This is a genomic window from Streptomyces sp. SLBN-8D4 (assembly GCF_049739545.1).
GTDB classification, from domain to species: Bacteria; Actinomycetota; Actinomycetes; order Streptomycetales; family Streptomycetaceae; genus Streptomyces; species Streptomyces canus_C.
On record NZ_JBMGQC010000001.1, the window covers coordinates 9,236,276 to 9,260,437 of the forward strand.

Consider the following 24,162-nt stretch of genomic DNA (forward strand, 5'->3'; position numbering starts at 1 on the left):
GGGCGGCCCGTGGGCGACGACATGCCCCCCTTTCGATTCCGGCATAAGGTTCATTTCGATCAAGTGCCGACGCCGGAGTCGAGAGGACGTCACCGATGAGCCCACCGTCACCCCACGGACGGTCCCGGATCGCCGCCCTCGCCGTGGTCATGGCCGCCGCGGGCACGCTCACCCTGGCGGCGTGCGGCAGCGGCGACGACTCCGGTGGCACGTCGGTCTCCACCGAACGGCCGACCGCCCCGGACACCGCCTCCTTCTTCGGCAGCGCGGCCTCCGCGCTCGCGTCCGCCGAGGCCTCGGCGCGGGCCAAGGCTTCCGAACTGGCAGCGTCCGCCTCGGCGGCCGCCTCCTCCTTCGAGGCAGCCGTCTCCGCCGAGACGGCACGCGCCGCCAAGGCCGCGCGGACCGAGCTCGCGAAGGTGGACGGACCGGGCAACGCCAGGTCCGAGGTCACCATGACCGGCAAGCCGCGCTCCGGGACCGGCGGCCTGCTCGCCGTCGTCGTCACCATCACCAACAAGACCGACGCGACGGCCTCGTACGCCGTCCAGGTCGACTTCCTGGACTCGTCGGGCAAGGTGGTGGAGACCCGGTACGTCGGCGCCGAGGACCTGAAGCCGGGGGAGAAGGCCCAGCCCGTCGCTGTCAGCCGCAAGCCCGCCGACCCGGTGCTGACGCCCAAGCTGGCGAAGGCGCAACGTTATTGATCCACGCCGTGCATCATGTGATCGTCTCGCTTCCACGGACGACCGGCTCGACCTGCCGGGCGGCGCCCGCCGACTCAGGCCGCCACGGCCGGTGCCCCGGACGTGCGATGCGGGCTCACGACCCGTCCGTCCGGCAGAAGTTCACCGGTGTCGTCGAAGACGACGGTGCCGTTGCACAGCAGGCTCCAGCCCTGTTCGGGATGGGCGGAGACGATCACCGCGGTGTGGTGGTCGGGGCTGTCGACGGTGGGGCACGGGGGCTGGTGGCTGCACATGACGCCTCCTCGATGCGTTCGGCTCCTGCCTCGGTCGGCCGGTGTCTCTGTGGTAGCGGAGTTTGTTTTCCGTCGGATGAGGAGACCCCCACATCGCCGGAAACTCGTCAGTGAGTTCCTGTCGGGCAGGCCGGTCCCCGGGGCCCGTTAGGCTGGCTGTGATGCCAGAACAGATGATCGACCTCAGGGGCGACTGCGCACGGTGCTTCGGCCTGTGCTGTGTCGCTCTGCCCTTCACCGCCTCCGCGGACTTCGCCCGCGACAAGCCGGCCGGCACGCCCTGCCCCAACCTCCGGGACGACCACCGGTGCGGCATCCACGCCAGGCTGCGGGACAAGGGCTACACCGGATGCACGGTCTACGACTGCTTCGGCGCCGGGCAGAAGGTCTCGCAGGTCACCTTCGGCGGCCGGGACTGGCGTGACGGTCCGCGTGCGGACGCCCGCCGGATGTTCGACGTCTTCCCGGTCGTGCGCCAGCTCCACGAACTGCTCTGGTACCTCACCGAGGCGCTCACCCTGCCCGCCGCCCGCCCGGTCCACGCCGACCTGCGCCGCATGCTGGAGCGGACCGAGGCGCTCACCCGGGGGACCGCCGAAGAGCTCGCGGCTCTGGACGTCCCCGCGCACCGGCAGCAGGTCAACGTCCTCCTGCTGCGCACCAGCGAGCTGGTGCGGGCCGGCCTCGGCGGCGGGAGCAAGAAGAAGAACCGCCGGGGCGCCGACCTGATGGGTGCCCGTCTCAAGGGCGCCGACCTGCGCGGCGCCAGTCTCCGCGGCGCCTACCTCATAGCGGCCGACCTCAGCGGCGCCGACCTGCGCGGCGCGGATCTGATCGGCGCCGACCTGCGCGACACCGATCTGACGGACGCGGACCTGACCGGCGCGTTCTTCCTCACCCAGCCCCAGCTGAACGCGGCCAGGGGCAGCGCCGGAACCCGGCTGCCGGAGTCAGTCACCCGCCCTGTGCACTGGACAGCGTGACTCGGAGGCCTGAACCGGGGCCTCGTCCGGATTCGCCACGGGGGCGGCCATGGCGGCGCTGCCCGCCCGCCGTTCCAGGTGCAGCCGAAGCCCGTCCGGCATCAGCGTCAGCCGCTCGGTCACGCTGAGCCGGTAGCCGGGGTCGGCCCGCAGCTCGTAGCGGCGCAGCAGCAGACCGAGCACCAGCGTGGCCTCGTGGAGTGCGAACTGGCGCCCGATGCAGGCCCGGGCCCCGGTGCCGAACGGCTTGAAGACATGCGGGGGACGCGACCGTACGGCCTTGGGGTCGAAGCGGTCCGGGTCGAACCGCTCGGCGTCGGCGCCCCACACCTCGGGATCGCGCTGGAGCATCGGCGTGAGCACCAGCGTCCAGGCCCCGCGGCGCATCGGGTGCTGACCGGCCAGCACGGTGTCCTCGACCGCCTCGCGGGCGAACGCGGGCGCCGTCGGCCACAAGCGCAGCGACTCGTCCAGCACCCGGCGCACATACCGCAGCTTCGCCACCTGGTCGTACCCCGGCGCGTCGGTGGTGCCCCACACGCGGTCCACCTCGTCACGCGCGCGTGCCGCGACCTCGGGGTGGCGGGAGAGGTAGTGCAGCGCGAAGGAGAGCGCGCCTGACGTGGTCTCGTGGCCGGCCACCAGGAAGGTGATGACCTGCCGGCGGACGTTCTCCGGCGACAGCCGCTCACCGGTCTCCGGGTGGGCCGTCTCCAGCATCCGGTCGAGCAGGTCACCGTCCCCGCGCGCCCCGCGCCGGGCCCGGACCAGGTCGTCGACCATGCGGTTGAGGTAGGCGATGTCGTCGGCGTTGCGCCGCGCGGCACGCCGGACCAGAGCGGGGAAGGGCACGGAGTTGAGGCGCTGCGCGTAGGTCAGGGTGCCGACCATCGCCGTCACGAAGGGGTGCAGCCGCTCCCGTTCGAAGGAGCCGAAGTCGTGCCCGAACCCGGTCCGCGCGATGGTCTCCAGGGTCAGCTTGGTCATGTCCCCGGGCACGTCCACCGACCGGCCCGCCGTCTGCTCACGGTCCCAGTGGTCCGTCAGTTGCCCGGCCACGGCCAGCATCATCGGGTGGTAGGCCGCCATCGCCTCCCGGCTGAAGCCCGGTGCCAGGACGTCGTGCGCCAGCTGCCAGTTCGGCTCGTGGTTGTACGCGGTGAACAGCCCGTCGCCCGCGACCGGCCGGAGATTGGCGACCCCGAGGCCCACGTGCTTGGCGAACCGCGACTCGTCCGCCAGGTCCGCCACCAGCTCGGCTCCCCAGGTGAACACGAACTCCCGGTTGAACGCCCTGCGCCGGAAGATCGGTCCCAGCCCGCGGGCGAAGCGCAGCGAGTCCTGGAGCGGGGTGGCCCGGTTGACGCCCAGCACGTCGCCGAGCAGGGGGAGCCGACGCGGCGGATGCGGAATGCGGTGCAGCTGCGGCCAGCCCAGCTCGGCGCTGCGGAAACCCGTCGGTCGCGTGGCCGTTGTCGTCGTCTCCGCCATGACGAGATCTCCCTTGATCCAGCGGCAGTTGGGCGCGTTGTACGTGGGTTCAACAGCGCGCTCAGTCTGGTCCCCTTGTTGAATCGGCGTCAAGTAAAGTGCGGGCATGGCCGGGAAGCAGGGCGAGCGCGCGCGCCGCAGGCTCAGCACCGGGGAGCGCCGGGAGCAGCTCCTGTCGGTGGGGGCGAGGCTGTTCTCGGAGAGTCCGTACGACGACGTGTGGATCGAGCAGGTCGCCGAGATCGCCGGCGTCTCGCGCGGGCTGCTCTACCACTACTTCTCGACGAAGCAGGACTTCTTCGCGGCGGTCGTCGAGCGCGAGAGCGAGCGGATGCTGGCCATGACCGCGGCCGTGCCCGGCGTCCCGGTGCGCGAGCAGCTGACAGCGGGGCTGGACACGTATCTGGAGTACGTCCACGCCCACGCCCACGGCTTCCGTGCCTTCCATCGCGCCGACGCCGCCGGGGACCAGGCCGTGCGCCGGGTCTATCACCGGGCGCTGGCCGCACAGGAGCGGCAGATCCTGGCGGCGCTGGCCGCGGATCCGGAGTTCGGCGCACAGGCGCAGGAGCGCCCCGACCTTCAGCTGGCCGTCCGGGGCTGGCTGGCCTTCACCACGGCCGTCTGCCTGGAGTGGCTGCGGGGTGCGGACCTCTCCCGGGAACAGGTGCGCGACCTGTGCGCGCGGGCCCTGCTCGGCGTTCTCAGGCCCTGACCGGAATCAGCACGTCCGTCACGCCCTCCGTGGTTGGCTTCGTCGCCGATCTTCGCTAAGTTAGGCAAGGCTTACCTTAGGAGGCAATGGATGGGTGACAGCCAAACCTGGACGGCCGCGCCTTCCGCGGCGGAACACGCCCGGTCGGTGCTCGCCGCCGCGTGGTCCTGCGCGGTGACCGCCGAGGGCGGCCGCGAGGAGTTCGTCGGCGCGCACAAGGTCGCCGAGGACGGGCGGGTGACCCTGGAGGTGCCCGAGGACAGCACTCTGGTCGCGGCCGCGATCTGTGCGCCCCGCGGCGAGCCGTCCGCCGTCCTGGAGTTCGCCGACGTGGCACCCGTTCCCCTGCGCAGCCGTATCCGCGCCCGGCTGTGGATCGCCGGCTGGTTCGCCGCAGGGGACGGCCGGCTGGCGTTCGAGGCCACGCGCGTGGTGCTGCGCCGGCCGTCCGGCGCGGTGGTCGTCGACCTCGACGAGTTCGCCGCCGCCGCACCCGACCCGCTCGCCACGGCCGAGGCCCGGCTGCTCACCCACCTCGCCGATTGCCACCCCGACGCGGTCGAGCGGCTCACGAGGCTCGTCGAGCCCGACAGCCTCCACGGCGCGGTCCGCGTCCAGCCTCTCGCCGTGGACCGGCACGGACTGACCCTGCGCATCGAGCGCGCCCGCGCCCACGGCGACGTACGGCTGCCCTTCCACGCGCCCGCCGACGACGTGGCGGGGCTGACCGAGCGCATGCATGTGCTGCTCACCCAGGCGAGCGCCGCGTCCTGTCCGCGTGCCCTACAGCGGCAGCGCACAGACGGCGACGGGTGAGGCGAACGGCTCTCCGGCGAGTCGCAGGTCACCGCTCGTCGTGTTCACGTGGAAGACGCTGACGGTGCCGGACCTCTGATTCGCCGCGAAGAGCAGTCTGCCGTCGGGGGAGAAGGAGATCTGCCGCGGGAAGTCACCGTGCACCGGCACGGTGTCGAGCAGCCTGAGCCGGGCGCCGTCCGCCTCCACCGCGTACCGCGTGAGGCTGTTGTCGCCCCGGTTGGCGAGATAGGCGTACGAGCCGTTCGCGGTGACCAGGAACTGCGCCGGGTAGTTCGTGCCCGAGCCCGTCCCCGTGGACTGCGGCCCTCCGATGGAGACATGGCCCGTCCTGCGGTCGTACGCGCACACCGCCACCGTGTTGTCGACCTCGTTGGCGAGATAGGCGTACCGGCCACCCGGATGAAAGGTGAGATGGCGTGGCCCGGCCCCCGCACGGGTCCGGGCCCGCGAGACCTCCGTGAGGGTGCCGGTCCGCTCGTTGAGGCGGTAGCTGTAGACGGTGTCCGTGCCCAGGTCGACGGCCAGCACATGGCCGCCGTCCGGACTGGTGAGGAACTGGTGGGCGTGCGGCCCCTCCTGGCCGGGCCCCGGCGCCGGACTGGAGTGCGTGACCGAGTCCCTGAGCTCGCCGAGCGCGCCCGAGGAGTCGATGGGATGCACGGCCACACTGCCGGAGCCGTAGTTCGCGCTGAGCAGCCAGCGCCCGCCCGGATGCACCGACAGATGACACGGCCCCGCCCCGCCGGTGCTCCGGCTCCCCAGCATCTTGCGGTCGGACAGGCGTACGGCGGTCACCGCACCGGCGTCGCGCTCGGCGACCGCGTACAGCGTGCGGCCGTCGGGGTGCGCCGCGAGATACGACGGGTTGGTGACACCGGTGATCGTGCCCTTGCCGGTGATCCGGCCGCTCCCGGCGTCGTAGGCGGCGATGCCGATCCCGGTGCCGCCGCCCTCGACGGACGTGTAGGTACCGAGATAGAGGGGGCGGGGGCCGGTCGGAGCCGGGGCGGACGGTGTTCGCGTCCGGCTCGGTGAGGCGGACCCGGTGGAGCCGGGAGCCTTGGAGGGCGCCGACGCCGACGAAGGACCGGAGGACGTCGCGCAGCCGACGAGCCCCGAGCCCGCACCTGCGAGGACGCCGACGAACCGGCGCCTGCTCCAGCCGCCGTTCGCACTGCTCATCCCTGCGCACCCCGGGTGATCGATGGTGTCGGACCCTCTCGGACCTGGACAGCCACCTTCACCCGGATCGCCCGGCCGGTGCAACCCGAGCCCCGCCGCCCCCTACCAGTCGCCGTCCTCGACCGGCTTGCCCGGCGCGTCCCCCAGCGGCTTGACCTGCTGCGAGGTGGGCTGCTGCCAGGGCTCGTGATCGTCACCGAGCCACTCGCCCACCGGTTTCACGCCCTCCAGCGGTTCCGTAGGGGCGAGATCCTCCGCGTCCTGGTCGTAGTAGTCGAACCAGGGCAGCCCCGCCCTGGTGTAGGCCGCCCGGTCCACGGGGGACGGCGGGGGCGCCTCGCCGGTGATACGGCGCCACTCGGGCGGTGTCACCAGGTGCACGAAGACCCGCCCGGCCGGTGTGTCCGCCCAGTCCGACAGCGGCCGGTCGTCCCGGTAGACCTCCTGGCGCAGGGAACCGCCGACGCCGAGCCCCATCGCGGGGGCGCTGCGGGGCGGGCCCCCCGGAGCGGCCGGCGCCGCCATGGCCATGGGCACGGCCGCGCCGTAGGCCATGCCGGGCCCGCTCGCCGACCGCATCCGCTCCTGCGCCTGCCGCCACTGGCTCAGACGCTCCTCGACCAGCCGGAAGGCTTGCAGCTGTACGCCGCCCCAGACCTCCTCGCCCGTGACCTGCCCCTCGACGGTCGCGCCCAGCCCGAGCGGCACCGCGACGAACTGGCGGACCGTCCCCTTGCCCGAGTTGATGCCGTCCAGCCAGGGCTGGCGGGGCAGCACCACGTAGTTCTGCGGGTCACGGGCGAGCCGGTCGCTCCACGGCTTCCCGGAGACCGCGCACACCTTGCCCACCCCGACCTGGAGGGCGGCGGGCTCGACGGTGCCCCCGAAGCTCAGCCACATGGCCTCGCGCAGATACACCGGCAGCATCACCCCGCCGCGGGCCCGCCACTGCTCCGGCACGGTGTCCGGATAGTCGGAGACGCGGCGCACCGGGAACTCACCGAGCCCCGGCGGCAGCGGATGCGTGCCCGTCTCGGGCAGCCGCAGGGTGCGGACGAACCGCACCGCCGCACCGCCCGGCAGCCGCAGTGTGTTCCCGTCGATCCGCACGCTCGTGTCGGTCATCGACCCGCCCCCTGTGATTGTCCGGTGTGCCTGTGTCACCTGGAACGACCGGAGAGTGCCGAGCGGTTCCTGCGCCAGCGTTCCTGCATCCGGGTCAGATGCGGCATCCGCTCGCGCTGCTCCTTGGACGCACGGTCCAGCTCCTCCAGCAGACGGCGGGAGCGATGCTCGGTGTCCAGCTCGTCGAGGATGCGGTTGACCTCGGTGAGCACGGCCCCGTGCAGGTGCCACTGGCGGGTGTCCCGCTGGACCTCCTCCAGGAGCAGTTGGGCCAGTTTGTCGCGGGTCGCCGAGGCCTGGCGCAGCTCGGCGGTGAGGCGGGCCTCCGCGGACTCGGCGCTCACACTCACATGGGTGGTCACCAGCACCGCGAAGCTGACCACGGCGTCGCCGATCTCGGACAGCAGCTGCTCCACGGTCCGACCGGTCTCCGGCCCGAACAGGGGCTCGGGAGCCTGGTCCTTGTCGAGCGGATGCGGGTCGTCGGCGAAGGGGTCGCGTTCCTTGGCGAGGTCGGTGAGGGTGCGGGCGAGGACCCGCAGCACGACCGTGCAGATCTCCAGGGTGTCCAGGCCGGTGCGCAGCACCACCCGGTGCAGCAGGCCCTCCTTCACCCTGGGGTTCAGCTTGAGGCTGTCCTCGGCCTGCCGGAGGGCCGCGTCCACCTCGACGATGTCGTGGTCGAGCTCGCGCGCCTCGTACAGCCGGGCCGTCGCCAGTTCCACGGGCGTACGGCCCGCGGCCTCCTCGCCCATCCGCAGCATCAGCTTCCGCAGCCGGCGGGCCAGCCCCTCGATCGACTCGCCGGCCTCGTCCACCCACACCGGGGGAGCGAGCAGCAGATTGCAGGCCAGTCCGACGACCGCGCCGATCAGTGTCTCCACGATCCGTGCCCAGGCGGTGTCCCCGACGGTCGTCACCCCCAGCACCAGCATGGCGCTGATCGCCACCTCGGGCACGAACTCCTCGACCTTCACCAGCCGTCCGACCACCAGCGACGCCACGATCAGCAGACCGAGGCTCCACCAGGTCAGGCCCACCAGCAGACTGAAGGCGATGGCGACGAGGACACCGGTGACCACCGAGTTCACCCGGCGGATGCCGGTGGTGAGAGTGGAGTAGAGGGTGACCTGTACGACGAGCAGCGCGGTCAGGGGCGCGGTGAGCGGGGCCGCCTCGGGGCTGAGCCGCAGTGCGATGACGTAGGCGATCGTCGCCGCGGCCGCCGACCGCAGTGTCTGCACGATCACGGGGTCCCGGCGCCGTTTCACGAACCGCACCAGGGACGCCGTCGCCTCACGTACCTCTCGCATCCTCAGTGTGTTCCTCTTCCACGTAGGCGTCCGGTGAACGCGTATACGGACTGTGACGGTCCGCAAGCGTGCCCCCATTGTGGGCTGCGTCCGGCTCACAGCAAGGACCCCGGGCAGTGACGGCGGACACCCGGGCACCACCTCGGGTGATCTCTGAGAGCACCACTCGACGGTGGCCCGCGCCGACCCGGGGCGAAAGCGCGGGGCGGCGACCTGCATACGGCCCACCACCATCCTGACCCTGCTCGCCACCCCCTGCACGGCCGTACCGGGAGTGGCGCCCCCTGGCACCGGCGTCTCCGCCGTCGAGGCCTCTGACTGCGCGTACCGCGCTCGCCTCACCGCTCCGGTGGCCTGCCGGACCGCGCCCCCGGAACAGCCCGGCCAGCCGCTCGCGCCCGCATCCACGCCATGAGCCGCGGACAGTCGAGGCACGGCCGCCGCGGGCAGCGGCGAGCGGCCCCTCGACCGGGTGCGGTACCGCGACGACGCACTCGACCTGCTACCCGTCACCGGCCGGCGCCTGGCCAGGCGGGGTCCGTCCCGTCTACCGGATCGGCCGCGCCCACCCCGACGTCCGCGCCCTCGCTGTCCTGACCCGCCTTCACCGAGTGGAGGCGGCCCGGCTGCGGGAGCGGTAACCGGCGATCTTCGCGAGGTTGCCGCAGCGGTCCATCGAGCACCAACGGCGGCGGCGGGCCTGCGAGTCGTCCAGGAACAGCAGCGAACAGTTCGGGTTCTCGCACTCCTTGACCCGCTCCAGGAGCGAACCCCGCACCAGGAGTACAGCGTCCCGCGCCACCGTCGCCAGGGCCGCGCGGGCGGGGCTGCGCGCCGTCCAGCGGGCCGGGCCGAGCTGGGGTGCGAGGTCCGGCTGGGCGGCGGCCGCGTTGACCCGCTCCACGTCGGACGGGTCCGGCTCCCGCCCGGCCATCGCGGCGCGGACCAGGGAGTACAGGGCCTCGCGCAGGAGACGGGCCTCCGTCAGGTCGCGCGCGGTGACCCGCACCTGGCCCTCGTCGGTCGTCAGCTCGGCCTCGGTGAACCAGCGGGCGAGCGCGGCGGTGTCGGGGAGCCGCTCCAGCGGGGTGGTGTGCCGTTTGCCGAGGGTGGCCGCGAAGTCCAGGCAGGGGCGGCCGCCGATGAACGGGAACGCGAGGGCCGGGTCGGCGGGGGCGGGGCTGCCGGTCATGCCGTCGAGAGTACACCGGTTCATGCGGTGTCGGATCGTGGCGCGAAGCCTCTTGACACCGGTTGAAGTGGTGTCAGAGAGTGACACCACTTCAACCGGTGTCAGTTGCTCGGGTGACCGGGCAGGGAGCAGGTGCGGTATGCGTGCGGTGCGGATCGACAGCTTCGGTGGGCCGGAGGTACTGGTACCGGTCGACGTTCCCGACCCGGTGCCCGGCCCCGGAGAGGTGCTGGTGCGGATCGCCGCGGCCGGGGTGAACCGGGCCGACGCGTTGCTCCGCGCCGGCCTCTACCACCGTGCCGGGCGTCCGCCGCTCGTCCCGGGCGTCGAGGCGGCGGGAGTCGTCGTCGAGGTGGGGGAGGGAGTGACCGAAGTCGTGCCGGGACAGCGGGTCATGGCCCTCGACGGCGGCAAGTCATCCGGTTTCTATGCCCGGTTGGCCACCGTGCCCGCCACCCATCTGGTCGTACTCCCCGAGGCCGTGGACCTGACCCGGGCGGCCGCGCTGCCGGTCGCCTGGCTCAGCGCCTGGTACTGCCTGCGCCGTCTCGCCCGCGTCACCAAGGACGACACGGTCGTGGTGAAGGCGGCGGCGAGCGGCGTCGGCACGGCGGCCGTGCAGATCGCCGCCGAGACCGGGGCGCGGGTGATCGCCCTCGCCGGTTCGGCCGAGAAGGCCGCCTGGGCAGGGGAGTTCGGCGCCGACGTCACCCTCGACACCTCCGCCCCCGCCTGGGCAGGGGAGTTCGGCGCCGACGTCACCCTCGACACCTCCGCCCACCCCGACGACGCCGAGGTCGAGGAGGTGCTGCGGCTCACCGACGGCCGGGGCGCCGACGTCGTCCTGGACACGGTCGGCGGCCGGGCCTTCGGGCGCAGCCTGCGCGAAGTGGCCCACGGCGGCCGGGTGGTGGCCCTGGCCAACGTCGCCCTGGAACCGAGCACCGTCGACACCCGCGACTTCTATCCCAAGAACGCCTCGATCCTCGGCTTCCAGCTCACCAACCTGCAGATCCATGGCTACGACCCGCGTCCCGACCTGCGAGAACTGGCCGAGCGAGTCGCCGCAGGCGTCTACCGCGTACCGATTGAGACCGTCGTACCCCTGGAAGAGGCACGGGCCGCCCACGAGCGGCTGGAACGGCGTGACAACCGGGGCAAGATCGTGCTCGCCGTCGGGCCGGACATCAGCAAATGAGGTGCGGGCGCCCTCCTCGGCAGGTGATCATCTGAGGCGTGGGTGAGTCAGGAGTGGGGAGGCCCCGGTGAGTCCAGTCGCGTCGGCACGAGCGCGGGCGGCGCTGAGTCATGTGGCGGCGGCGTCGCAGGGTCCGCCCGTCGACCCGGACGTGCGCATCACGCTGAACTTCCACCCGGACCGCCTGGCGCGCGGCCTGCCCCTCCTGGAGGCGCTCGCCCAGGACGGCGTCTACCACTCCCAGTTCGTCACCGGCACGAGCAACGGCGGTCTGACCGCGCACCCCGGCGGTGACCGCTGGCGCTGGGAGAGCCGGATCTTCGGCGGCGCCTACGACGACGCGGACGCCCATGAGCGGCCCGTGTACGGTGCGCTGAACTTCCGCCGTCAAGTGGTGGGCGCCGCCCCGCGGTTCGGCTCCTCGCACTTCCGGCTGACCGGCGCCTCGCTCGCCCGCGCCACCTTCTGCTACCCCGACAGCGCGGCCGAGCCGGTCCATTTCGGGGTGGCCGCCGGCATGTCCCTGATCGCCCTCGCGGAGGCCGACGAGCGGGACGCCCTCGACGACTACATCGAGGCCCAGGTGCACGGGGGCGTCGACCTGGCCCGCGATGTGGAGGCCCTCGTCCTCGACGCGAGCTACCGGAACACCCCCGTCGAGGCCGCGGCGCGCCTGCTGCCCGTCCCCGTCGAGTGGCACCCCGGTCACCGGATCACGGTGGCCGAACTGCACCGCCACGCCGACTACCGCGGACAGGAGTACGCCGACCGCGGCGCGAGCATCGCCGAGGACGGACGGGTCGACCCACGCATCATCGGTGACGCCGCCCGGACGGGCCGCTACGAACTCCAGCACCTGAAGATGGTCTGGCACACGCTGGCCCGCTTCGGCACCCCGGAGGGGGCGGCTCACGCAGGGGAGGTCACCGGGGGCCGGACGCCGGTGGTCAGCACGCCGGGCGCGTAGGCCCGCGTGACCGGTTCCGTCCGGTTTCCCGCGTCCCACCGCGCCGACAGCCGCCGCAGTCGGTGGCTGCCCCCGTCCGTCGTCAGCCCGGGCGAGGAGGTCCGGGAACTTCTCCGGGCCGGCGCTCGTGTGTACGTCTGCGGAGACGGATCACCGTAGGGCGTCCGGCGTGCGGGAGGCATTCCGTACCCTGTTCCGGGAGCACATGTCCGACGCCGACGAGACGGCCGCCGAGCGGTGGCTCGCCGGGCCGGTGCTGGACGGGCGCTACATCGAGGACGTGTACGCCGCCGGGTGAGAGAAGGGGCGGGACGTTGGTGGACTCCTGGGAGTGGGCCCGGCGGGCACTGGAGGGCGCGGGTCTCGACCCCGGCCTCCTCGCCGGTCTGCGGCCGCTGAGCGGCGGCACGTACAACTCGGTCGAGGAGCTCCTGCTCACCGACGGCACCCGCTACGTCCTCAAGGTCCCGCCCGCGTCCACCGTCCCGGGCCTGCGCTACGAGCGTGAACTCCTGCTCTCCGAGGCGGAGTTCTACCGCGCGGCCGCCGTGGCCGAGGTCCCGGCACCACGCGTGGTGGCCCTCGGCGGGGACACCGCCGTACCTCATCTGCTGATGACGGCGTGTCCCGGCGAGCCCTGGGACGCGTCGGTCACGGAAGCCGAACGGGCCCCGCTGCGAAGGGAGTTGGGCCGACAGGTGGCGCGGCTGCACACGGTGACCGGGCCCGGCTTCGGCTACCCCTCCGGCGCCCTCGGCCCGCTCGCCCCCGACTGGCGGACCGCGTTCACCACCATGATCGAGGCGATCCTGGACGACGCCCGGGACTACGAGGCGCGACTGCCGCGCTCCGTCGATCAGGTGGCCGGCACACTCCGGGCCGGCTTCCCCGCCCTCGACGAGATCACGGTGCCCGCCCTGGTCCACTTCGACCTGTGGGACGGGAACATCCTGCTGCACCGCCCGGCCGACGGGGAGCTTCGGGTCGGCGGGCTCATCGACGGGGAGCGGATGTTCTGGGGCGACCCCCTCGCCGACTTCGTCTCCCTGGCGCTGCTCGGCGACATCAAGAAGGACGAGGCGTTCCTCGCGGGCTACCGGGAGGCGGGCGGTCGGGCCGCGTTCGACGTCCCGGCCCGGGCGCGCCTGGCCCTCTACCGCGCCTACCTCTACCTGATCATGCTCACCGAGACCGTCCCCCGGGCGGTCGACGACGAGAAGGAACGCTGGGTCCAGTCGGCGGTGGCCCCGGAACTCGTCGCCGCCCTGGACGAGATCGAGGCCCTCACCAGGGTCACGGGAGCCTGAACACCCTTGAACGGACGCACCGTACGCGACCTCAGACGCGCCAACCGCACGGCCGTGCTGCAGCGCCTCTACTTCGACGGACCCCTCAGCCGCTTCGAACTCGGCCCGGTCACCGGACTGAGCTCCGGCTCGGTCAGCAACGTCGTCGCCGACCTGGTGGCCGACGGCCTGCTGGAGGAGGCCGGCAGCGTCGACTCCGACGGCGGACGCCCCCGCACCCTGCTGCGGGTGGCGCCCGGCAGCGGCCACATGATCGGCGTCGACGTCGGCGAGACCCGGGTACGCGTCGAGCTGTTCGACCTGACCCTCACCGAACTGGCCCGCGCGGAACGGCCGTTGACCCAGCTGAGCTACGACGTCGAGGCCATCGTCGGGCACATCCGCGACGGCATCGCCGAAGTGCTCGCCGGTGCCGCGATCGAGCCCGAGGCGCTGCTCGGCGTCGGCATCGGAGTGCCCGGCATCGTGGCCCACACCCCCGAGAGCGGGGCCGTCGTGCACGGCCAGACCATCGGCTGGGACGCCGTCCCGCTGGAGGCACTGCTGCGCACCGGCTCCCCGCTGCCCGGCAGCGTCCGCTACTTCATCGACAACGGCGCCAAGACCCTCGGCCAGGCCGAGATGTGGTTCGGTGGCGGCCGCGGTGCCCGCAGCGCCGTCGTGGTCCTCTTCGGCTCCGGCGTCGGCGCCTGCCTGGTGACGCCCGAGGTGGAGCACGGTCGCGCGGTCGAGTGGGGGCATCTGACCGTACGGGTCAGGGGGCGCCGCTGCCGCTGCGGTGCCCTCGGCTGCCTGGAGGCCTACGCGGGCGCCGAGTCGCTGCTGGAGCGCTGGCGGGAGGAGGGGGGACGGCCGCCCGAGGGCGTCGACGAGGAGACCGCGCTGACCGCCATGCTCGCCGCCGCACACCCCGCCGACGACAGCCCGGGCGACCCCGTGGCGCTTGCCGTCCTGGAGGAGACCGCCGAGTACCTGGGCGCCGGCCTGTCCGACCTGATCAACCTGTTCCAGCCCGAGCGGATCATCGTCGGCGGCTGGGCCGGGCTCCAGCTGGGCGCACGGTTCCTGCCCGCCGTACGGCGCCACGCGACGGCGTACGCGCTGCGGTACCCGGCGGAGAAGGTCACCGTCGACCTCGGCCGCCTGGGACCCGACGCGGTCACCGTGGGCGCGGCCATCCTTCCGCTCGCCGACTTCTTCGCCCGCGGCGGCCGGCGCCCCGAACCCGCGCCCGAGGGACCGGCACCGGCCTGGCGGGCCGCCCTGGAGGAGCGCTCCCCGCACTGACGTTTCGCCGATCTGCGCGGAGGTACTCGCGCTCCCGCCATCAACACGAACGGAGGACGCCGTGGACCACCGCAACGAGGGACCGGGCGAGAACGGCGATCCCGTCCCGCGGGATCTGCCGGACCAGCAGGCGGGCGAGGGCGAGGACCCCTGGGAGGTCGCGAGTGTCCCGGACGAGGAGCCCGGCACCGACAAGCCGGAGGACGTCCCGGACACCGACGAGGCGGGGACCAGCCGGCAGGGCGCGCCGCGGTCGGACACCGTGCATCCCGAGCACCCGGGCGCCGAGGAGTCCTCCGGCTGACCCGCGGGCCCGCCCTGATCGGCGGGCCCCTGGGCCGGCCGGGGTCTCAGCCCACCTTCCGGCCCTTCATCGGCTCCGTCCGCGCCCCCGCGCCCTGCTGCATCCCATGCAGGAACTCCTCCAGGACCTTCGCCGCGGTGTGCTCCGGACGCCAGCCGAGTTCCGTACGCGCACGCGTGCAGTCCATCAGGGGCAGCCGCAGGACCGCGTCGAACAGATGCGGCGACGCGGGCAGCAGATGCAGACCCCACGCGGCCGCGATCGCCGAACGGGCCGCGGTGCGCGGCAGCCGTACGGGACGGGCGCCGAGCAGCTCGCCCAGCAGCTCGGCGTCGACCGGCGGCTCGCCCGCCAGGTTGAAGGCGCCCCGCACCTCCGAGCGCACCGCCAGCGCGTAGGCCTTGGCGGCGTCGTCGGTGTGCAGCGCCTGCACCCGCAGGCCGGGAATGTCGGGGAGGAAGGGCAGCAGGTCGGGCCGGGCCAGCTGGCCCGGCAGGAACCGGCCGCCGAAGATGCGGCGCTGCTCGCTCGCCGACTCCCGCTTGAAGAGGAACGCCGGACGCATCCGGACGACCCGGACAGCGGGGTGGTCGCGCTCGAAGGTGTCCAGGGCCCGCTCCAGATACGCCTTCTCCCGGCAGTACGCGGCGTCCGGCCAGCCGTGCGTCGGCCACGACTCGTCGACCGCGTGCTCCTTGGGGCCCGGCGAGTACGCGCCCACGGACGACGCGTGGACCAGCGTCGGCACCTTGGCCGCCGCCACCGCCTCGAACACCTGGATCGAGCCGAGGACGTTGGTGCGCCAGGTCACCGCCGGGTCGTGCGTCGGCTGGAACGCCCACGCCAGATGGACCACCGCGTCGGCGCCCGCGAACTCCTCGGTCAGATCCGTCCGTTCCGATGACAGGTCGACCGCGGACCACTCCGTCTTCCTGGGCGACCAGTCCGGGATCCGCCGGGCCAGGCCCCGTACGGAGCCCACCTCCGGATCCTCCGAGAGAAGGCGCACCACGCTGGTTCCCACGTTGCCGGTGGCGCCCGTGACCACGATCCTGCTGCCGGTTGAAGTGCTCACCTTCGGCTCCTTCGGGCCGCTGGGGCGGGGAACCGCCCGGGTACCCGGCCTCCGGCGGTGCACGCGGGGCACGCGGTGCACGGCCCGGCCCGCGGCAACGGGATGATCACCCCATGAGTGAGATCATCCTGATGTCCGACGCCCGAGTCGCCGCCGTCCCCGTCGAGGAGAACGGCGAACCACTCGTGGACGTCCGCGAGCACCTCCTGGTCGACGACCGCAAGCACGAGGACTCCCTGGGCGCCGAGATCCAGCTGCGCCAGGGTGTCCTCGACCGGCTGCTCCGCGCGCAGGCCATGCTGCCCGACGGCCTGCGCCTGCTCTTCGTGGAGGGCTACCGGCCGCCCGCGCTCCAGCGGCACTACTTCGAGCAGTACGCGGCCGAACTGCGCGTCGCCCACCCCGACTGGTCCGCGGACCGGATCCACACCGCGGCCAGCCGCTATGTCTCCCCGCCCGACATAGCCCCGCACAGCGCCGGCGCGGCCGTCGACCTCACCCTCACCGACGCCGGCGGCCGCGAACTCGACCTCGGCACCGCCATGAACGCCAGCCCGGAGGAGAGCGACGGCGCCTGCTACACGGGCGCCGGCAACATCACCGAGGAGGCGAGGGCCAACCGTGCCCTGCTGGGCGCGGCACTGAGCGCGGCGGGCCTGGTCAACTACCCGACCGAGTGGTGGCACTGGTCGTACGGCGACCGCTACTGGGCCCTGGAGACGGGGGCACCCGCCGCGCTGTACGGGACGAAGGAACTCGATCGGCTGTAGAGGCGTCGGCTCAGGCGAACGCGTTCACACCCGTCAGCTCCGCCGACAGGGTCCACAAGCGCTCCGCCTGCTCCGGGTCGGTCGCCCACGCCCTGACGCCGTTGCTCTGGTCGCCCTCGACGGCGGGCTCGGCGATGTCGCAGTCCTCCAGGTAGACGCCGCCCATCCCCGCCAGCTGGGGCGAGGTCGCCGCCCACACCTGTGTGGCCGCGCCCTGCTCCGGGCTCTTGAAGCCGGAGGGGTTGAGCACGTTGCCCTGCTCGTCGATCCAGCCGCGCTCCACCATCTCCGCCTGGGGGAGGTGGCGCTGCAACGGGGTCAGGATGCCGCCCGGATGGAGCGAGAAGGCCCGCACCCCGCGCTCGGCGCCGAGCCGGTCGAGGTGGACGGCGAACAGGACGTTCGCCGTCTTGGCCTGGCCGTACGCCTGCCACTTGTCGTAGCCGCTCCGCCAGTGGACGTCGTCCCAGCGCATGCCGGAGAAGTGGTGGGCGCGCGAGGACACCGAGACCACCCGGCCGCCGCCGGGCTCGATGGCCGGCCACAGCCGGTTGACCAGCGCGAAGTGCCCGAGGTGGTTGGTCGCGAACTGGGCTTCCCAGCCGGGCCCGACCCGGGTCTCCGGGCATGCCATGATCCCGGCGCTGTCGATGACGAAGTCGACCGTGCGGGCCGAGTCGAGGAACCGCTCGGCGAAGGCGCGCACGCTCTCCAGGTCACCGAGGTCGAGCTCGTCCAGCTCCACGCCGTTCAGCCCCGCCAGGGCCTTCCAGGCGGTGTCGGGACGCCGGGCCGGGACGACCACCCGGGCGCCCGCCTTCGTGAGTGCCCGGGTGGTCTCCAGGCCGAGCCCCGAGTAGCCGCCGGTGACGATCGCGAGCTTGCCGGACAGGTCCGTGCCCGCGAGGACGTCGTCTGCCGTGCTGTGGGCGTCGAACCCCGAACCGATCTTGTGCTGTGCAGTGCTCATGACGGGAACGCTACGAATTGGAGTGCTCTCGAAGTCAAGCGCGCCCCGCCGGGCACCGGCCCGGAAAAGGGGAAGCCCCGACCGGACGGGGGAATCACGGTCGGGGCGGTCAAGTGGTGGGCACGGATGGCGGTCGCCTCTCGGCGAAAGGCTCCACAGGGCTTCAGCCGAACGATCGTCCCTGTGCGCAAAAGGTGAGGCCCGGGGACACTGTCCCATCCGCACCCACGGTCTGTTCAACGGGCAACGACCCTGGGGTGTTCCGCCGTTCGGCGTGTTCCCGGGTGAGCTGCGTCACCCGTTCCGACCGGTCGGAACGGTCTCGCTCCACAGGTTCTCGGCCTGCAGCAGCAGGGTCCCCAGCACGGTCGTGCCCTCGGCCCCCTGCCCGGCGTGCTCCCGGAGCCCGTCCTGGAGCTGATCGCGCAGCTCCCGCATCGCCGCCTGGGCGTGGTCGTCCGGCCGGCCCGCACCGCCGGCCGCGAGCAGCCGGTCGCTCTCCGCGTGGCAGGCGTCGCCGATCAGCTGCAGGAGGTCGGCGTACGAGTCCAGTACGGGCCCGGCGGGCGGGGCGGGCGCGCGGCCCTCGTCGGCGGCCACGGTCAGGGTCCGGGTCAGCGCGCCGATGTGCCCGGTGACCCGGCTCCAGCGCTCGTCGTCCTCCTCCGGCGGGAGCGACGCGGGAGGCCGCCGTACGGCTCGCAGCGGGGCGGCGGTCAGCCGCAGGCTCTCCCGGCTCCAGCCGCGGGCGGACCGCAGCGCCCCCAGCCGGCGCTCCAGCCGGGCCGAGGCGTGCGACCAGCGCTGTGTGTCCCACTCACCGTCCCGCAGGTCACCGGCCACGGTGTGCAGGGTGTCGCCCGCCTCCCGGGCCAGTGCCGCGAGGTTCTCCCGTACGTCCCGCAGATGGATCGGCGGCAGGACGAACGCGTTGACGGCGACACCGATGACCGCGCCGAGCGCGGCCTGTCCCACCCGGTGGCCGACGGCGGACGCCCCGGCGGCCCCGGTGGCCAGGGTGAACAGCGCGGTGGTGGCGCCGTAGATCCCCTGGTCGCCGAAGCGCGGCAAGTTCGCCAGGAGCACCAGCGGCGGCACGGACAGGGCCACGGCGCCCAGCGTGCTTCCGGTGACGGCCAGTGCCACCGACGCCAGCACGGTCCCGCAGCAGATCGCCGCCAGCTGCCGCGCGCCCTGGATCAGTGAGCTGTAGACGGTGGCCTGCACCAGCACCACCGCCACCCAGGGCGCCATCAGGGCCATCGGATCGCCCATCCACACGCCCGCCACGAGCCAGGCGAGGATCGCGGCGGCCGAGGCCTTGAGCGACTGCACGAGAAGATCGCGCTCGCGTCCCGGCCCGCGGCAGGCGGCGCTGGCGGCCCGGCCGACCGCACCGGCCTTCTGCCGGAGCGTCTGCGTGGGACGGGGCGGTCGGCGGAGAGCTTCTGTCACACCTGTCATGAGCAGTGGGTTCCGTGCGGTCCGGCAGGTCATGCCAAGGGACTGTCCGCAAGGGACGCCAGCAGGTGGGCCGGATCGTCGTAGATCGCCTGCGCGCCCGCCTCCTTGAGGTCGGCGCGGGGGATGCCGCCGCACAGCACGCCGACACAGCGCACGCCCGCGCGGGTGCCGGCCCGCATGTCCCAGACGGTGTCGCCGACGAAGACCGCGCGCCCGGCGGGCACCCCGACCAGCTCCAGGGCGTGCTGGACGGGCTCGGGGGCGGGCTTGCCCTGCTCGACGTCGTCGGCGCTGGCGGTGGCCATGATCGCGTCGTCCGCGTCGATCGCCCGGCGCAGCGCGGACAGTTCCGCGCCGCCCGCCGAGGTGGCGAGGACCACCCGCCAGCCCTCCTGGTCGAGACGCCGCAGCAGCCGGCCCGCGTCCTGGAGGGCGGGCAGCCGGTCGAAGTACTGCCCGTACAGGGCCTTGTGGGCGGCGCTGAGCTCCTCGTCCCGGTCCTTGTCGCGGTCCTCGCCGAGCAGATGCGCGACGAGGTCGTCGGAGCCGAGTCCGATGGCCCGGTGGACGGCGTGCATGGGTACCCGGTGGCCCGCCTGCCGCAGTGCCTCCCACCAGGTCGTCACATGCAGGTGGTTGGTGTCGACCAGGGTGCCGTCGACGTCGAACACTGCCGCCCGTTCCATGTACCGCTCCTTCGCTGTCGGGTCGCACGGGTACCACTTCAGGCGCCCGCCACTCGGGCCGGTATCCGGCCCTCCCGGGACCAGGCCAGCAGTTCGTCGAGGTCCCAGGTGGTCACGATCCGCTCGGCCGGCACCCCGCACTCCTGCGCCCGCGCGCACCCGAGGATCTGCCAGTCGAGCTGGCCGGGCGCGTGCGCGTCGGTGTCGACGGAGAGCAGCACGCCCGCGTCGACCGCCCGGCGCAGCAGCCGGCGCGGCGGGTCGAGGCGCTCCGGGCGACTGTTGATCTCCACCGCCGTGCCCGACTCGGCGCACGCGGCGAACACCTCGTCCGCGTCGAACTCCGACTCGGGCCGCCCCCGCCCGGTCACCAGCCGTCCCGTGCAGTGTCCGAGGACGTTCGCGTGCGGATCGCGTACGGCGGCCACCATGCGCCGGGTCATCGAGCGGGCGTCCATGCGCAGCTTGGAGTGCACGGACACGACCACCACGTCCAGGCGGTCCAGGAGTCCGGGCTCCTGGTCCAGGGAGCCGTCGTCGAGGATGTCGCACTCGATGCCGGTGAGCAGCCGGAAGGGCGCCCAGGTCCCGTTCAGCGCCGCCACCACGTCCAGCTGCTCCCGCAGCCGCTCCGGGGACAGTCCCCGGGCCACGGTCAGCCGCGGTGAGTGGTCGGTCAGCACCGCCCACTCGTGGCCGAGCTCCGCCGCGGTGCGGCCCATCTCCTCGATCGGGCTGCCGCCGTCCGACCAGTCGGAGTGCAGATGGCAGTCGCCGCGCAGGAGCGCCCGCAGCTCCTCGCCGCCCCGGGCCGGGGGCGCGGTGGACTCCGCCTCCAGCTTCTCCAGGTAACCGGGCACGCCTCCGGCCAGCGCCTCGCGCACCACCTGGGCCGTCTTGGGGCCGATGCCCTTGAGCGACTCCAGCGACCCGTCCGCCGCGCGCTCGCGCACCTCGTCCGCGGGCAGCCCGGTCAGCACCCGGGCCGCCGTACGGAAGGCACGGACGCGGTACGTCGGTGCCAGGGACCGCTCCAGCAGGAAGGCGATCCGTTCCAGGGCCTCGACGGGATCCATCGCCACCTCCACCTCCAGAGTTCCCCAGGCGCCCGGGGCCCGCACGACGGACGAGCGGTTTGTCGGGTTCGCCGCCGGGTACCGCGATGGCGCGTCGGACCTCCCTCTGATCTCGGACCCCACCCCTCCCCGCGGCAGGTGGCCGTGATCACCGGAGCCGACTCCGGCACCGGGCGGGCCACCGCCGTCCGGCGGGCCCGGGCGGGGATGGACATCGGGATCACCTGGCACAGCGACCTCAAGGGCGCCGAGGAGACCGCCGAGGAGGTCCGCGCGCTCGGACAGCGGGCCGCCGTGGCCCAGATGGACCTCACCCGGCTGCCCGTCGCCGCCGGCACCGTCGACGAGCTGTGCGACCGGCTCGGCCGCCTCGACGTCCTGGTCGACAACGCGGGCACCGGCACCATGACGCCCTTCCTCGACCTGGAGCTCGACACGGTCCGCGAGGTCCTCGGCGTCGACCTGGCCGGCCCCTTCCTGTGCGGCCGGCGGGCCGCCCGGCACATGGTCCGCCAGGGCGAAGGCGGCCGGATCGTCAACGTCACCTCCGTCCACGAGCACCAGCCCCGGGTCGGCGCGGCCCCGTCCTGCGCGGCCAAGGGCGGCCCGGGACTGCTCACCCAGGTCATGGCCCTGGAACTCGCCGAGCACGGCATCACCGTCAACGCGGTCGCGCCCGGTTGAGATCGCCACCCCGATGGCGGGCCAGGAGGACACCGACGTCCACACCGAGGAGCGCCCGGGGGTCCCGCTCGGCCGCCCGGGTGACGCCCGCGAGGTCGCCGCCGTGATCGCCTTCCTCGCCGGCCCCGAGGCCACCTACGTCACCGGCGCGTCCTGGAGCGTCGACGGCGGGATGCTCCGCATGGGCCCGCAGGCCGGCTCGCACCTCGGCGGCGACGAGTGGCGGCGCCCCTGAAGACCGCGCACCGGCACCGAGTCGGGCCGTCTGCTCGGGGACGAGGACGCCCTGATCGTCGTATCCCGCGCGCAGGCACCGCGGGCACCGCGGGGACCGGTTGCCCGCGTACCCGGAGCAGGGGCGCCCGCCTCTCCCTCCCGCGGGATGCGTTCTACGCTCGTTCCATGACCGAAATCGCCAGCCCGCACATCGCGCGCCCGCGGATCATCGTGCTCGGGGTCCAGCCGACCACGCCGCCCTTCCGGATCGTGGAGATCGACGGGGAAGTGGTCTGTGAGGCGAGGGCCGTCACCGACGTGCTGGAGGCGGCCGCCGCCTTCGGCATCACGGTCCACGACCTGGACGACCCGGAGGTGGTGCGCTGGGTGGGCGGCGACAAGTTCACCTGGACCCGGCACTGACCCGCAGGCTCAGCCGACGGTCCACTTCTGGTTGGCGCCGCCCGTGCAGGTCCACAACTGCAGCCGGGTGCCGTTGGCCGAGCTGTTGCCGGTCACGTCGAGGCACTTGTCGGCCTGCGGGTTGACGATGTCGTGTGCGCCCGTGACGGTCCAGCGCTGGGCCCCGGAGCCGTTGCAGTCGTAGAGCTGGACCGCCGTCCCGTCCGCGGTGCCGCCGCTCGCCGCGTCCAGGCACTTGCCGAGCGCGCGGATCGTGCCGTCCGCGCCGACGGTCCACTGCTGGGCGGCGGTGCCGTTGCAGTCGTAGAGCTGTACGGCGGTCCCGTTCGCGGGGTTCGCCCCGGCCACGTCCACGCACTTGCCGGCCAGACCCCGGATCGCCGCCCCGGTGGCCGTGTCGCCGGTGGTCACCGACACGTGGTCCACCACGAGTTGCTGCGGGAAGGCCGTGGAGCCGTCCGGGTCGCCGGGCCAGTAGCCGCCGACCGCGAGGTTGAGGATCAGGAAGAACGGCTTGTTGAAGACCCAGGTGCGGCCGCCCAGGTCGGCCGGGGTGCGCCGCTGGTAGACGTTCCCGTCCACGGACCAGGTGATCGAGTCCGGTGCCCAGTCGACGGCGAAGGTGTGAAAGGCGTCCGCGAAGGCCTGGCCGTTCGGCAGGGAGTAGCCGGCGCCTATGCCGCCCGAGCCGGAGTAGCCGGGGCCGTGGATCGTGCCGTGCACGGTCGAGGGCTCGAAGCCGACGTTCTCCATGATGTCGATCTCGCCCGAGTCCGGCCAGTTGACCGGGGTGCCGAGCATCCAGAACGCGGGCCACATGCCCTGTCCGCGCGGGATCTTCATGCGCGCCTCGACGTGCCCGTACTGCGCGGTGAACTTCCCGGAGGTGTTCAGCCGGGCCGAGGTGTACTGGCAGGTGCCGTACCAGCACTGGTAGTTCGCGGGGTTCTCGCGCCGGGCCGTGATCACCAGATGACCCTGGCCGTCCAGTGCCGCGTTCTTGTTGCCCGACGTGTAGTACTGCCGCTCGTGGTTGTTGACGTTGTCGCCGGTCTCGATCTGCCACTTCGAGGAGTCGACGGCGGCTCCGGCGGGCCCGTCGAAGGTGTCGGAGAACGTCACCGCGGCGGCACTGGCAGCGGCATCGGCGGAGGAGGCGGTGGGCGGGTCCGCCTCGGCGGTCCCGGCGGAGATCAGTACGGCGGACAGCGCGGCGAGGAGACATCTGCGGAGCAGGCGTGAGGCGGCCACGGCTCTTCCTTCGGGGTGGGGGGTGAAGGTGTCGCCTCTTGATTTAAGGGGTGAGTTAAGGGGTGGTCAATACTTTGGTACGGACCAGAAGTTGAGCCTGGTCCGTACTCCTCACTCCTACTTCGCCGGCTTGGCGACCGGCTTCTTGTGCACCGCCCGGCTCAGCCGCCGCCCCAGCAGCAGATAACCGATCAGGGCGCCGGAGGTGTTCAGGATGACGTCGTCGATGTCGAAGGCCCGCCCCTCCACCAGCGCACCCTGCGCGAACTCCACCAACAGCATCACCACGGCCGTCAGCAGCAGGATCCGCAGCAGCCCGCGGGTCTTCGGGGCGATGATCGGAACCAGGATGCCGAACGGGATGCCCAGCAGGATGTTCCCGCCGATCTGCTTGAAGGCGTCCCGCATCTCGGGCTGGTCCAGATAGGCCTTGAGCGAGGCACCGGGGTGCAGATTGGTGTGCGTCAGATCCACCGACGCGGGCGACGGTTCGAGGGTCAGCCGGGCCAGGACGACGGCGAACGCCACCATGAACACGAATGCGAACACCATCGCCACGAAACGGACGACGAGGGAGAGCGGACCTCGCCGGGGGCGGTCGGGTTTCGCCGCGCGCTCGTCCTTGGCGGTGCCGGCGTCTGACCCCGCTCGCGAACGTGAGGGCGCCCAGGCCATTAGTCCT

25 protein-coding genes and 1 pseudogene are annotated in these 24,162 nt (G+C 72.9%); 13 read left to right on the top strand and 13 right to left on the bottom strand.

What is annotated here, in order from left to right; translation table 11 throughout:
• The first annotated feature begins 95 nt into the window (after positions 1-95).
• Positions 96-707 (top strand): FxLYD domain-containing protein, encoded by a 612-nt coding sequence (locus RKD20_RS41870; protein ID WP_424882294.1) that lies wholly within the window; start codon positions 96-98, stop codon positions 705-707.
• A 74-nt stretch (positions 708-781) separates the two neighbouring features.
• Here the strand turns inward: RKD20_RS41870 and RKD20_RS41875 are convergent, their stop codons facing one another.
• Complete coding sequence (locus RKD20_RS41875; RefSeq protein WP_020117082.1) at positions 782-982, bottom strand: DUF5999 family protein; 201 nt, start codon at positions 980-982, stop codon at positions 782-784.
• Positions 983-1,143: 161 nt separating this feature from the next.
• Here RKD20_RS41875 and RKD20_RS41880 point away from each other — a divergent pair, with 161 nt between their 5' ends.
• Positions 1,144-1,965: a pentapeptide repeat-containing protein gene (locus RKD20_RS41880; RefSeq protein ID WP_424882295.1), complete on the top strand. Its 822-nt coding sequence runs from the start codon at positions 1,144-1,146 to the stop codon at positions 1,963-1,965.
• Here RKD20_RS41880 and RKD20_RS41885 read toward each other — a convergent pair.
• A complete protein-coding gene (locus tag RKD20_RS41885) occupies positions 1,933-3,456 on the bottom strand; it encodes a cytochrome P450 (protein ID WP_424882296.1) in 1,524 nt (507 codons plus the stop codon). The genes RKD20_RS41880 and RKD20_RS41885 overlap by 33 nt on opposite strands.
• Before the next feature lie 106 nt (positions 3,457-3,562).
• Between RKD20_RS41885 and RKD20_RS41890 the strand changes: the two genes are divergently transcribed.
• Together RKD20_RS41890 and RKD20_RS41895 are read left to right on the top strand one after the other, a co-directional pair.
• Positions 3,563-4,171 (top strand): TetR/AcrR family transcriptional regulator, encoded by a 609-nt coding sequence (locus RKD20_RS41890; RefSeq protein WP_020117085.1) that lies wholly within the window; start codon positions 3,563-3,565, stop codon positions 4,169-4,171.
• Between the two features lie 90 nt (positions 4,172-4,261).
• Positions 4,262-4,987, top strand: coding sequence for a DUF2470 domain-containing protein (locus RKD20_RS41895; protein ID WP_424882297.1), 726 nt, complete (start codon positions 4,262-4,264; stop codon positions 4,985-4,987).
• Here the strand turns inward: RKD20_RS41895 and RKD20_RS41900 are convergent.
• From RKD20_RS41900 to RKD20_RS41910, 3 genes are all read right to left on the bottom strand, one after another.
• A complete protein-coding gene (locus RKD20_RS41900) occupies positions 4,955-6,172 on the bottom strand; it encodes a lactonase family protein (protein ID WP_424882298.1) in 1,218 nt (405 codons plus the stop codon). The two genes, RKD20_RS41895 and RKD20_RS41900, sit on opposite strands and share 33 nt — an antisense overlap.
• 102 nt (positions 6,173-6,274) lie before the next feature.
• Positions 6,275-7,297, bottom strand: a complete 1,023-nt coding sequence (locus tag RKD20_RS41905) for a hypothetical protein (protein WP_424882299.1) — start codon at positions 7,295-7,297, stop codon at positions 6,275-6,277.
• A gap of 35 nt (positions 7,298-7,332) precedes the next feature.
• Entirely contained in the window at positions 7,333-8,610 is a 1,278-nt protein-coding gene (locus tag RKD20_RS41910) for an aromatic acid exporter family protein (RefSeq protein ID WP_424882300.1), read from the bottom strand.
• A gap of 172 nt (positions 8,611-8,782) precedes the next feature.
• Between RKD20_RS41910 and RKD20_RS41915 the strand changes: the two genes are divergently transcribed.
• Positions 8,783-9,025 (top strand): hypothetical protein, encoded by a 243-nt coding sequence (locus RKD20_RS41915; protein WP_424882301.1) that lies wholly within the window; start codon positions 8,783-8,785, stop codon positions 9,023-9,025.
• Positions 9,026-9,214: 189 nt separating this feature from the next.
• On the opposite strand, the gene RKD20_RS41920 is transcribed toward RKD20_RS41915, so the two are convergent.
• A complete protein-coding gene (locus tag RKD20_RS41920) occupies positions 9,215-9,802 on the bottom strand; it encodes a CGNR zinc finger domain-containing protein (protein WP_424882302.1) in 588 nt (195 codons plus the stop codon).
• Between the two features lie 139 nt (positions 9,803-9,941).
• Here RKD20_RS41920 and RKD20_RS41925 point away from each other — a divergent pair, with 139 nt between their 5' ends.
• The 5 genes from RKD20_RS41925 to RKD20_RS41945 all read left to right on the top strand — a co-directional run bounded on the left by RKD20_RS41925 (position 9,942) and on the right by RKD20_RS41945 (position 14,865).
• Complete coding sequence (locus tag RKD20_RS41925; RefSeq protein WP_424882303.1) at positions 9,942-11,000, top strand: quinone oxidoreductase family protein; 1,059 nt, start codon at positions 9,942-9,944, stop codon at positions 10,998-11,000.
• 67 nt (positions 11,001-11,067) lie between these two features.
• Complete coding sequence (locus RKD20_RS41930) at positions 11,068-11,967, top strand: DUF3626 domain-containing protein (protein WP_424882304.1); 900 nt, start codon at positions 11,068-11,070, stop codon at positions 11,965-11,967.
• Between the two features lie 314 nt (positions 11,968-12,281).
• Entirely contained in the window at positions 12,282-13,274 is a 993-nt protein-coding gene (locus tag RKD20_RS41935; protein WP_424882305.1) for a phosphotransferase family protein, read from the top strand.
• A 6-nt stretch (positions 13,275-13,280) separates the two neighbouring features.
• Positions 13,281-14,561 carry an ROK family protein gene (locus RKD20_RS41940; RefSeq protein WP_424882306.1) on the top strand — a complete coding sequence of 427 codons (1,281 nt, stop codon included), beginning with the start codon at positions 13,281-13,283 and terminating at the stop codon, positions 14,559-14,561.
• 61 nt (positions 14,562-14,622) lie between these two features.
• Entirely contained in the window at positions 14,623-14,865 is a 243-nt protein-coding gene (locus RKD20_RS41945; protein WP_020117096.1) for a hypothetical protein, read from the top strand.
• A gap of 46 nt (positions 14,866-14,911) precedes the next feature.
• On the opposite strand, the gene RKD20_RS41950 is transcribed toward RKD20_RS41945, so the two are convergent.
• On the bottom strand, positions 14,912-15,940 hold the full coding sequence (locus tag RKD20_RS41950; RefSeq protein WP_424882307.1) for an SDR family oxidoreductase: 1,029 nt from the start codon (positions 15,938-15,940) through the stop codon (positions 14,912-14,914).
• Positions 15,941-16,053: 113 nt separating this feature from the next.
• Between RKD20_RS41950 and RKD20_RS41955 the strand changes: the two genes are divergently transcribed.
• Positions 16,054-16,710 carry a M15 family metallopeptidase gene (locus RKD20_RS41955; protein ID WP_424882308.1) on the top strand — a complete coding sequence of 219 codons (657 nt, stop codon included), beginning with the start codon at positions 16,054-16,056 and terminating at the stop codon, positions 16,708-16,710.
• A 10-nt stretch (positions 16,711-16,720) separates the two neighbouring features.
• Here RKD20_RS41955 and RKD20_RS41960 read toward each other — a convergent pair whose 3' ends face one another.
• The 4 genes from RKD20_RS41960 to RKD20_RS41975 form a co-directional block, all read right to left on the bottom strand.
• Positions 16,721-17,680, bottom strand: a complete 960-nt coding sequence (locus RKD20_RS41960) for an SDR family NAD(P)-dependent oxidoreductase (protein WP_424882309.1) — start codon at positions 17,678-17,680, stop codon at positions 16,721-16,723.
• Positions 17,681-17,974: 294 nt separating this feature from the next.
• Positions 17,975-19,144 (bottom strand): aromatic acid exporter family protein, encoded by a 1,170-nt coding sequence (locus tag RKD20_RS41965; protein ID WP_424882310.1) that lies wholly within the window; start codon positions 19,142-19,144, stop codon positions 17,975-17,977.
• Between the two features lie 29 nt (positions 19,145-19,173).
• On the bottom strand, positions 19,174-19,830 hold the full coding sequence (locus RKD20_RS41970) for an HAD family hydrolase (protein ID WP_424882311.1): 657 nt from the start codon (positions 19,828-19,830) through the stop codon (positions 19,174-19,176).
• Positions 19,831-19,868: 38 nt separating this feature from the next.
• The gene (locus RKD20_RS41975; RefSeq protein WP_424882312.1) at positions 19,869-20,906 is read right to left on the bottom strand and encodes a PHP domain-containing protein; all 1,038 of its coding nucleotides are present in this window, start codon (positions 20,904-20,906) and stop codon (positions 19,869-19,871) included.
• Positions 20,907-21,044: 138 nt separating this feature from the next.
• Between RKD20_RS41975 and RKD20_RS41980 the strand changes: the two are divergent.
• Positions 21,045-21,825: pseudogene (locus tag RKD20_RS41980) on the top strand (SDR family oxidoreductase).
• Between the two features lie 167 nt (positions 21,826-21,992).
• A complete protein-coding gene (locus RKD20_RS41985; RefSeq protein ID WP_424882313.1) occupies positions 21,993-22,229 on the top strand; it encodes a hypothetical protein in 237 nt (78 codons plus the stop codon).
• A 9-nt stretch (positions 22,230-22,238) separates the two neighbouring features.
• Here the strand turns inward: RKD20_RS41985 and RKD20_RS41990 are convergent, their stop codons facing one another.
• Positions 22,239-23,480, bottom strand: a complete 1,242-nt coding sequence (locus tag RKD20_RS41990; protein ID WP_424882314.1) for an RICIN domain-containing protein — start codon at positions 23,478-23,480, stop codon at positions 22,239-22,241.
• Between the two features lie 117 nt (positions 23,481-23,597).
• Positions 23,598-24,155, bottom strand: coding sequence for a VanZ family protein (locus tag RKD20_RS41995; protein ID WP_424882315.1), 558 nt, complete (start codon positions 24,153-24,155; stop codon positions 23,598-23,600).
• Positions 24,156-24,162: the final 7 nt, after the last annotated feature.

Excerpts from the sequence above, each read along its gene's own strand:
- RKD20_RS41995 (WP_424882315.1), bottom strand. The coding sequence starts at position 24,155 with ATGGCCTGGGCGCCCTCACGTTCGCGAGCGGGGTCAGACGCCGGCACC.
- RKD20_RS41885 (WP_424882296.1), bottom strand. The coding sequence starts at position 3,456 with ATGGCGGAGACGACGACAACGGCCACGCGACCGACGGGTTTCCGCAGC.
- RKD20_RS41975 (WP_424882312.1), bottom strand. The coding sequence starts at position 20,906 with ATGGATCCCGTCGAGGCCCTGGAACGGATCGCCTTCCTGCTGGAGCGG.
- RKD20_RS41985 (WP_424882313.1), top strand. The coding sequence starts at position 21,993 with ATGACCGAAATCGCCAGCCCGCACATCGCGCGCCCGCGGATCATCGTG.
- RKD20_RS41965 (WP_424882310.1), bottom strand. The coding sequence starts at position 19,144 with ATGACAGGTGTGACAGAAGCTCTCCGCCGACCGCCCCGTCCCACGCAG.
- RKD20_RS41905 (WP_424882299.1), bottom strand. The coding sequence starts at position 7,297 with ATGACCGACACGAGCGTGCGGATCGACGGGAACACACTGCGGCTGCCG.
- RKD20_RS41890 (WP_020117085.1), top strand. The coding sequence starts at position 3,563 with ATGGCCGGGAAGCAGGGCGAGCGCGCGCGCCGCAGGCTCAGCACCGGG.
- RKD20_RS41900 (WP_424882298.1), bottom strand. The coding sequence starts at position 6,172 with ATGAGCAGTGCGAACGGCGGCTGGAGCAGGCGCCGGTTCGTCGGCGTC.
- RKD20_RS41870 (WP_424882294.1), top strand. The coding sequence starts at position 96 with ATGAGCCCACCGTCACCCCACGGACGGTCCCGGATCGCCGCCCTCGCC.
- RKD20_RS41970 (WP_424882311.1), bottom strand. The coding sequence starts at position 19,830 with ATGGAACGGGCGGCAGTGTTCGACGTCGACGGCACCCTGGTCGACACC.
- RKD20_RS41960 (WP_424882309.1), bottom strand. The coding sequence starts at position 17,680 with ATGAGCACTGCACAGCACAAGATCGGTTCGGGGTTCGACGCCCACAGC.
- RKD20_RS41920 (WP_424882302.1), bottom strand. The coding sequence starts at position 9,802 with ATGACCGGCAGCCCCGCCCCCGCCGACCCGGCCCTCGCGTTCCCGTTC.
- RKD20_RS41875 (WP_020117082.1), bottom strand. The coding sequence starts at position 982 with ATGTGCAGCCACCAGCCCCCGTGCCCCACCGTCGACAGCCCCGACCAC.
- RKD20_RS41955 (WP_424882308.1), top strand. The coding sequence starts at position 16,054 with ATGAGTGAGATCATCCTGATGTCCGACGCCCGAGTCGCCGCCGTCCCC.
- RKD20_RS41910 (WP_424882300.1), bottom strand. The coding sequence starts at position 8,610 with ATGCGAGAGGTACGTGAGGCGACGGCGTCCCTGGTGCGGTTCGTGAAA.
- RKD20_RS41880 (WP_424882295.1), top strand. The coding sequence starts at position 1,144 with ATGCCAGAACAGATGATCGACCTCAGGGGCGACTGCGCACGGTGCTTC.
- RKD20_RS41895 (WP_424882297.1), top strand. The coding sequence starts at position 4,262 with ATGGGTGACAGCCAAACCTGGACGGCCGCGCCTTCCGCGGCGGAACAC.
- RKD20_RS41925 (WP_424882303.1), top strand. The coding sequence starts at position 9,942 with ATGCGTGCGGTGCGGATCGACAGCTTCGGTGGGCCGGAGGTACTGGTA.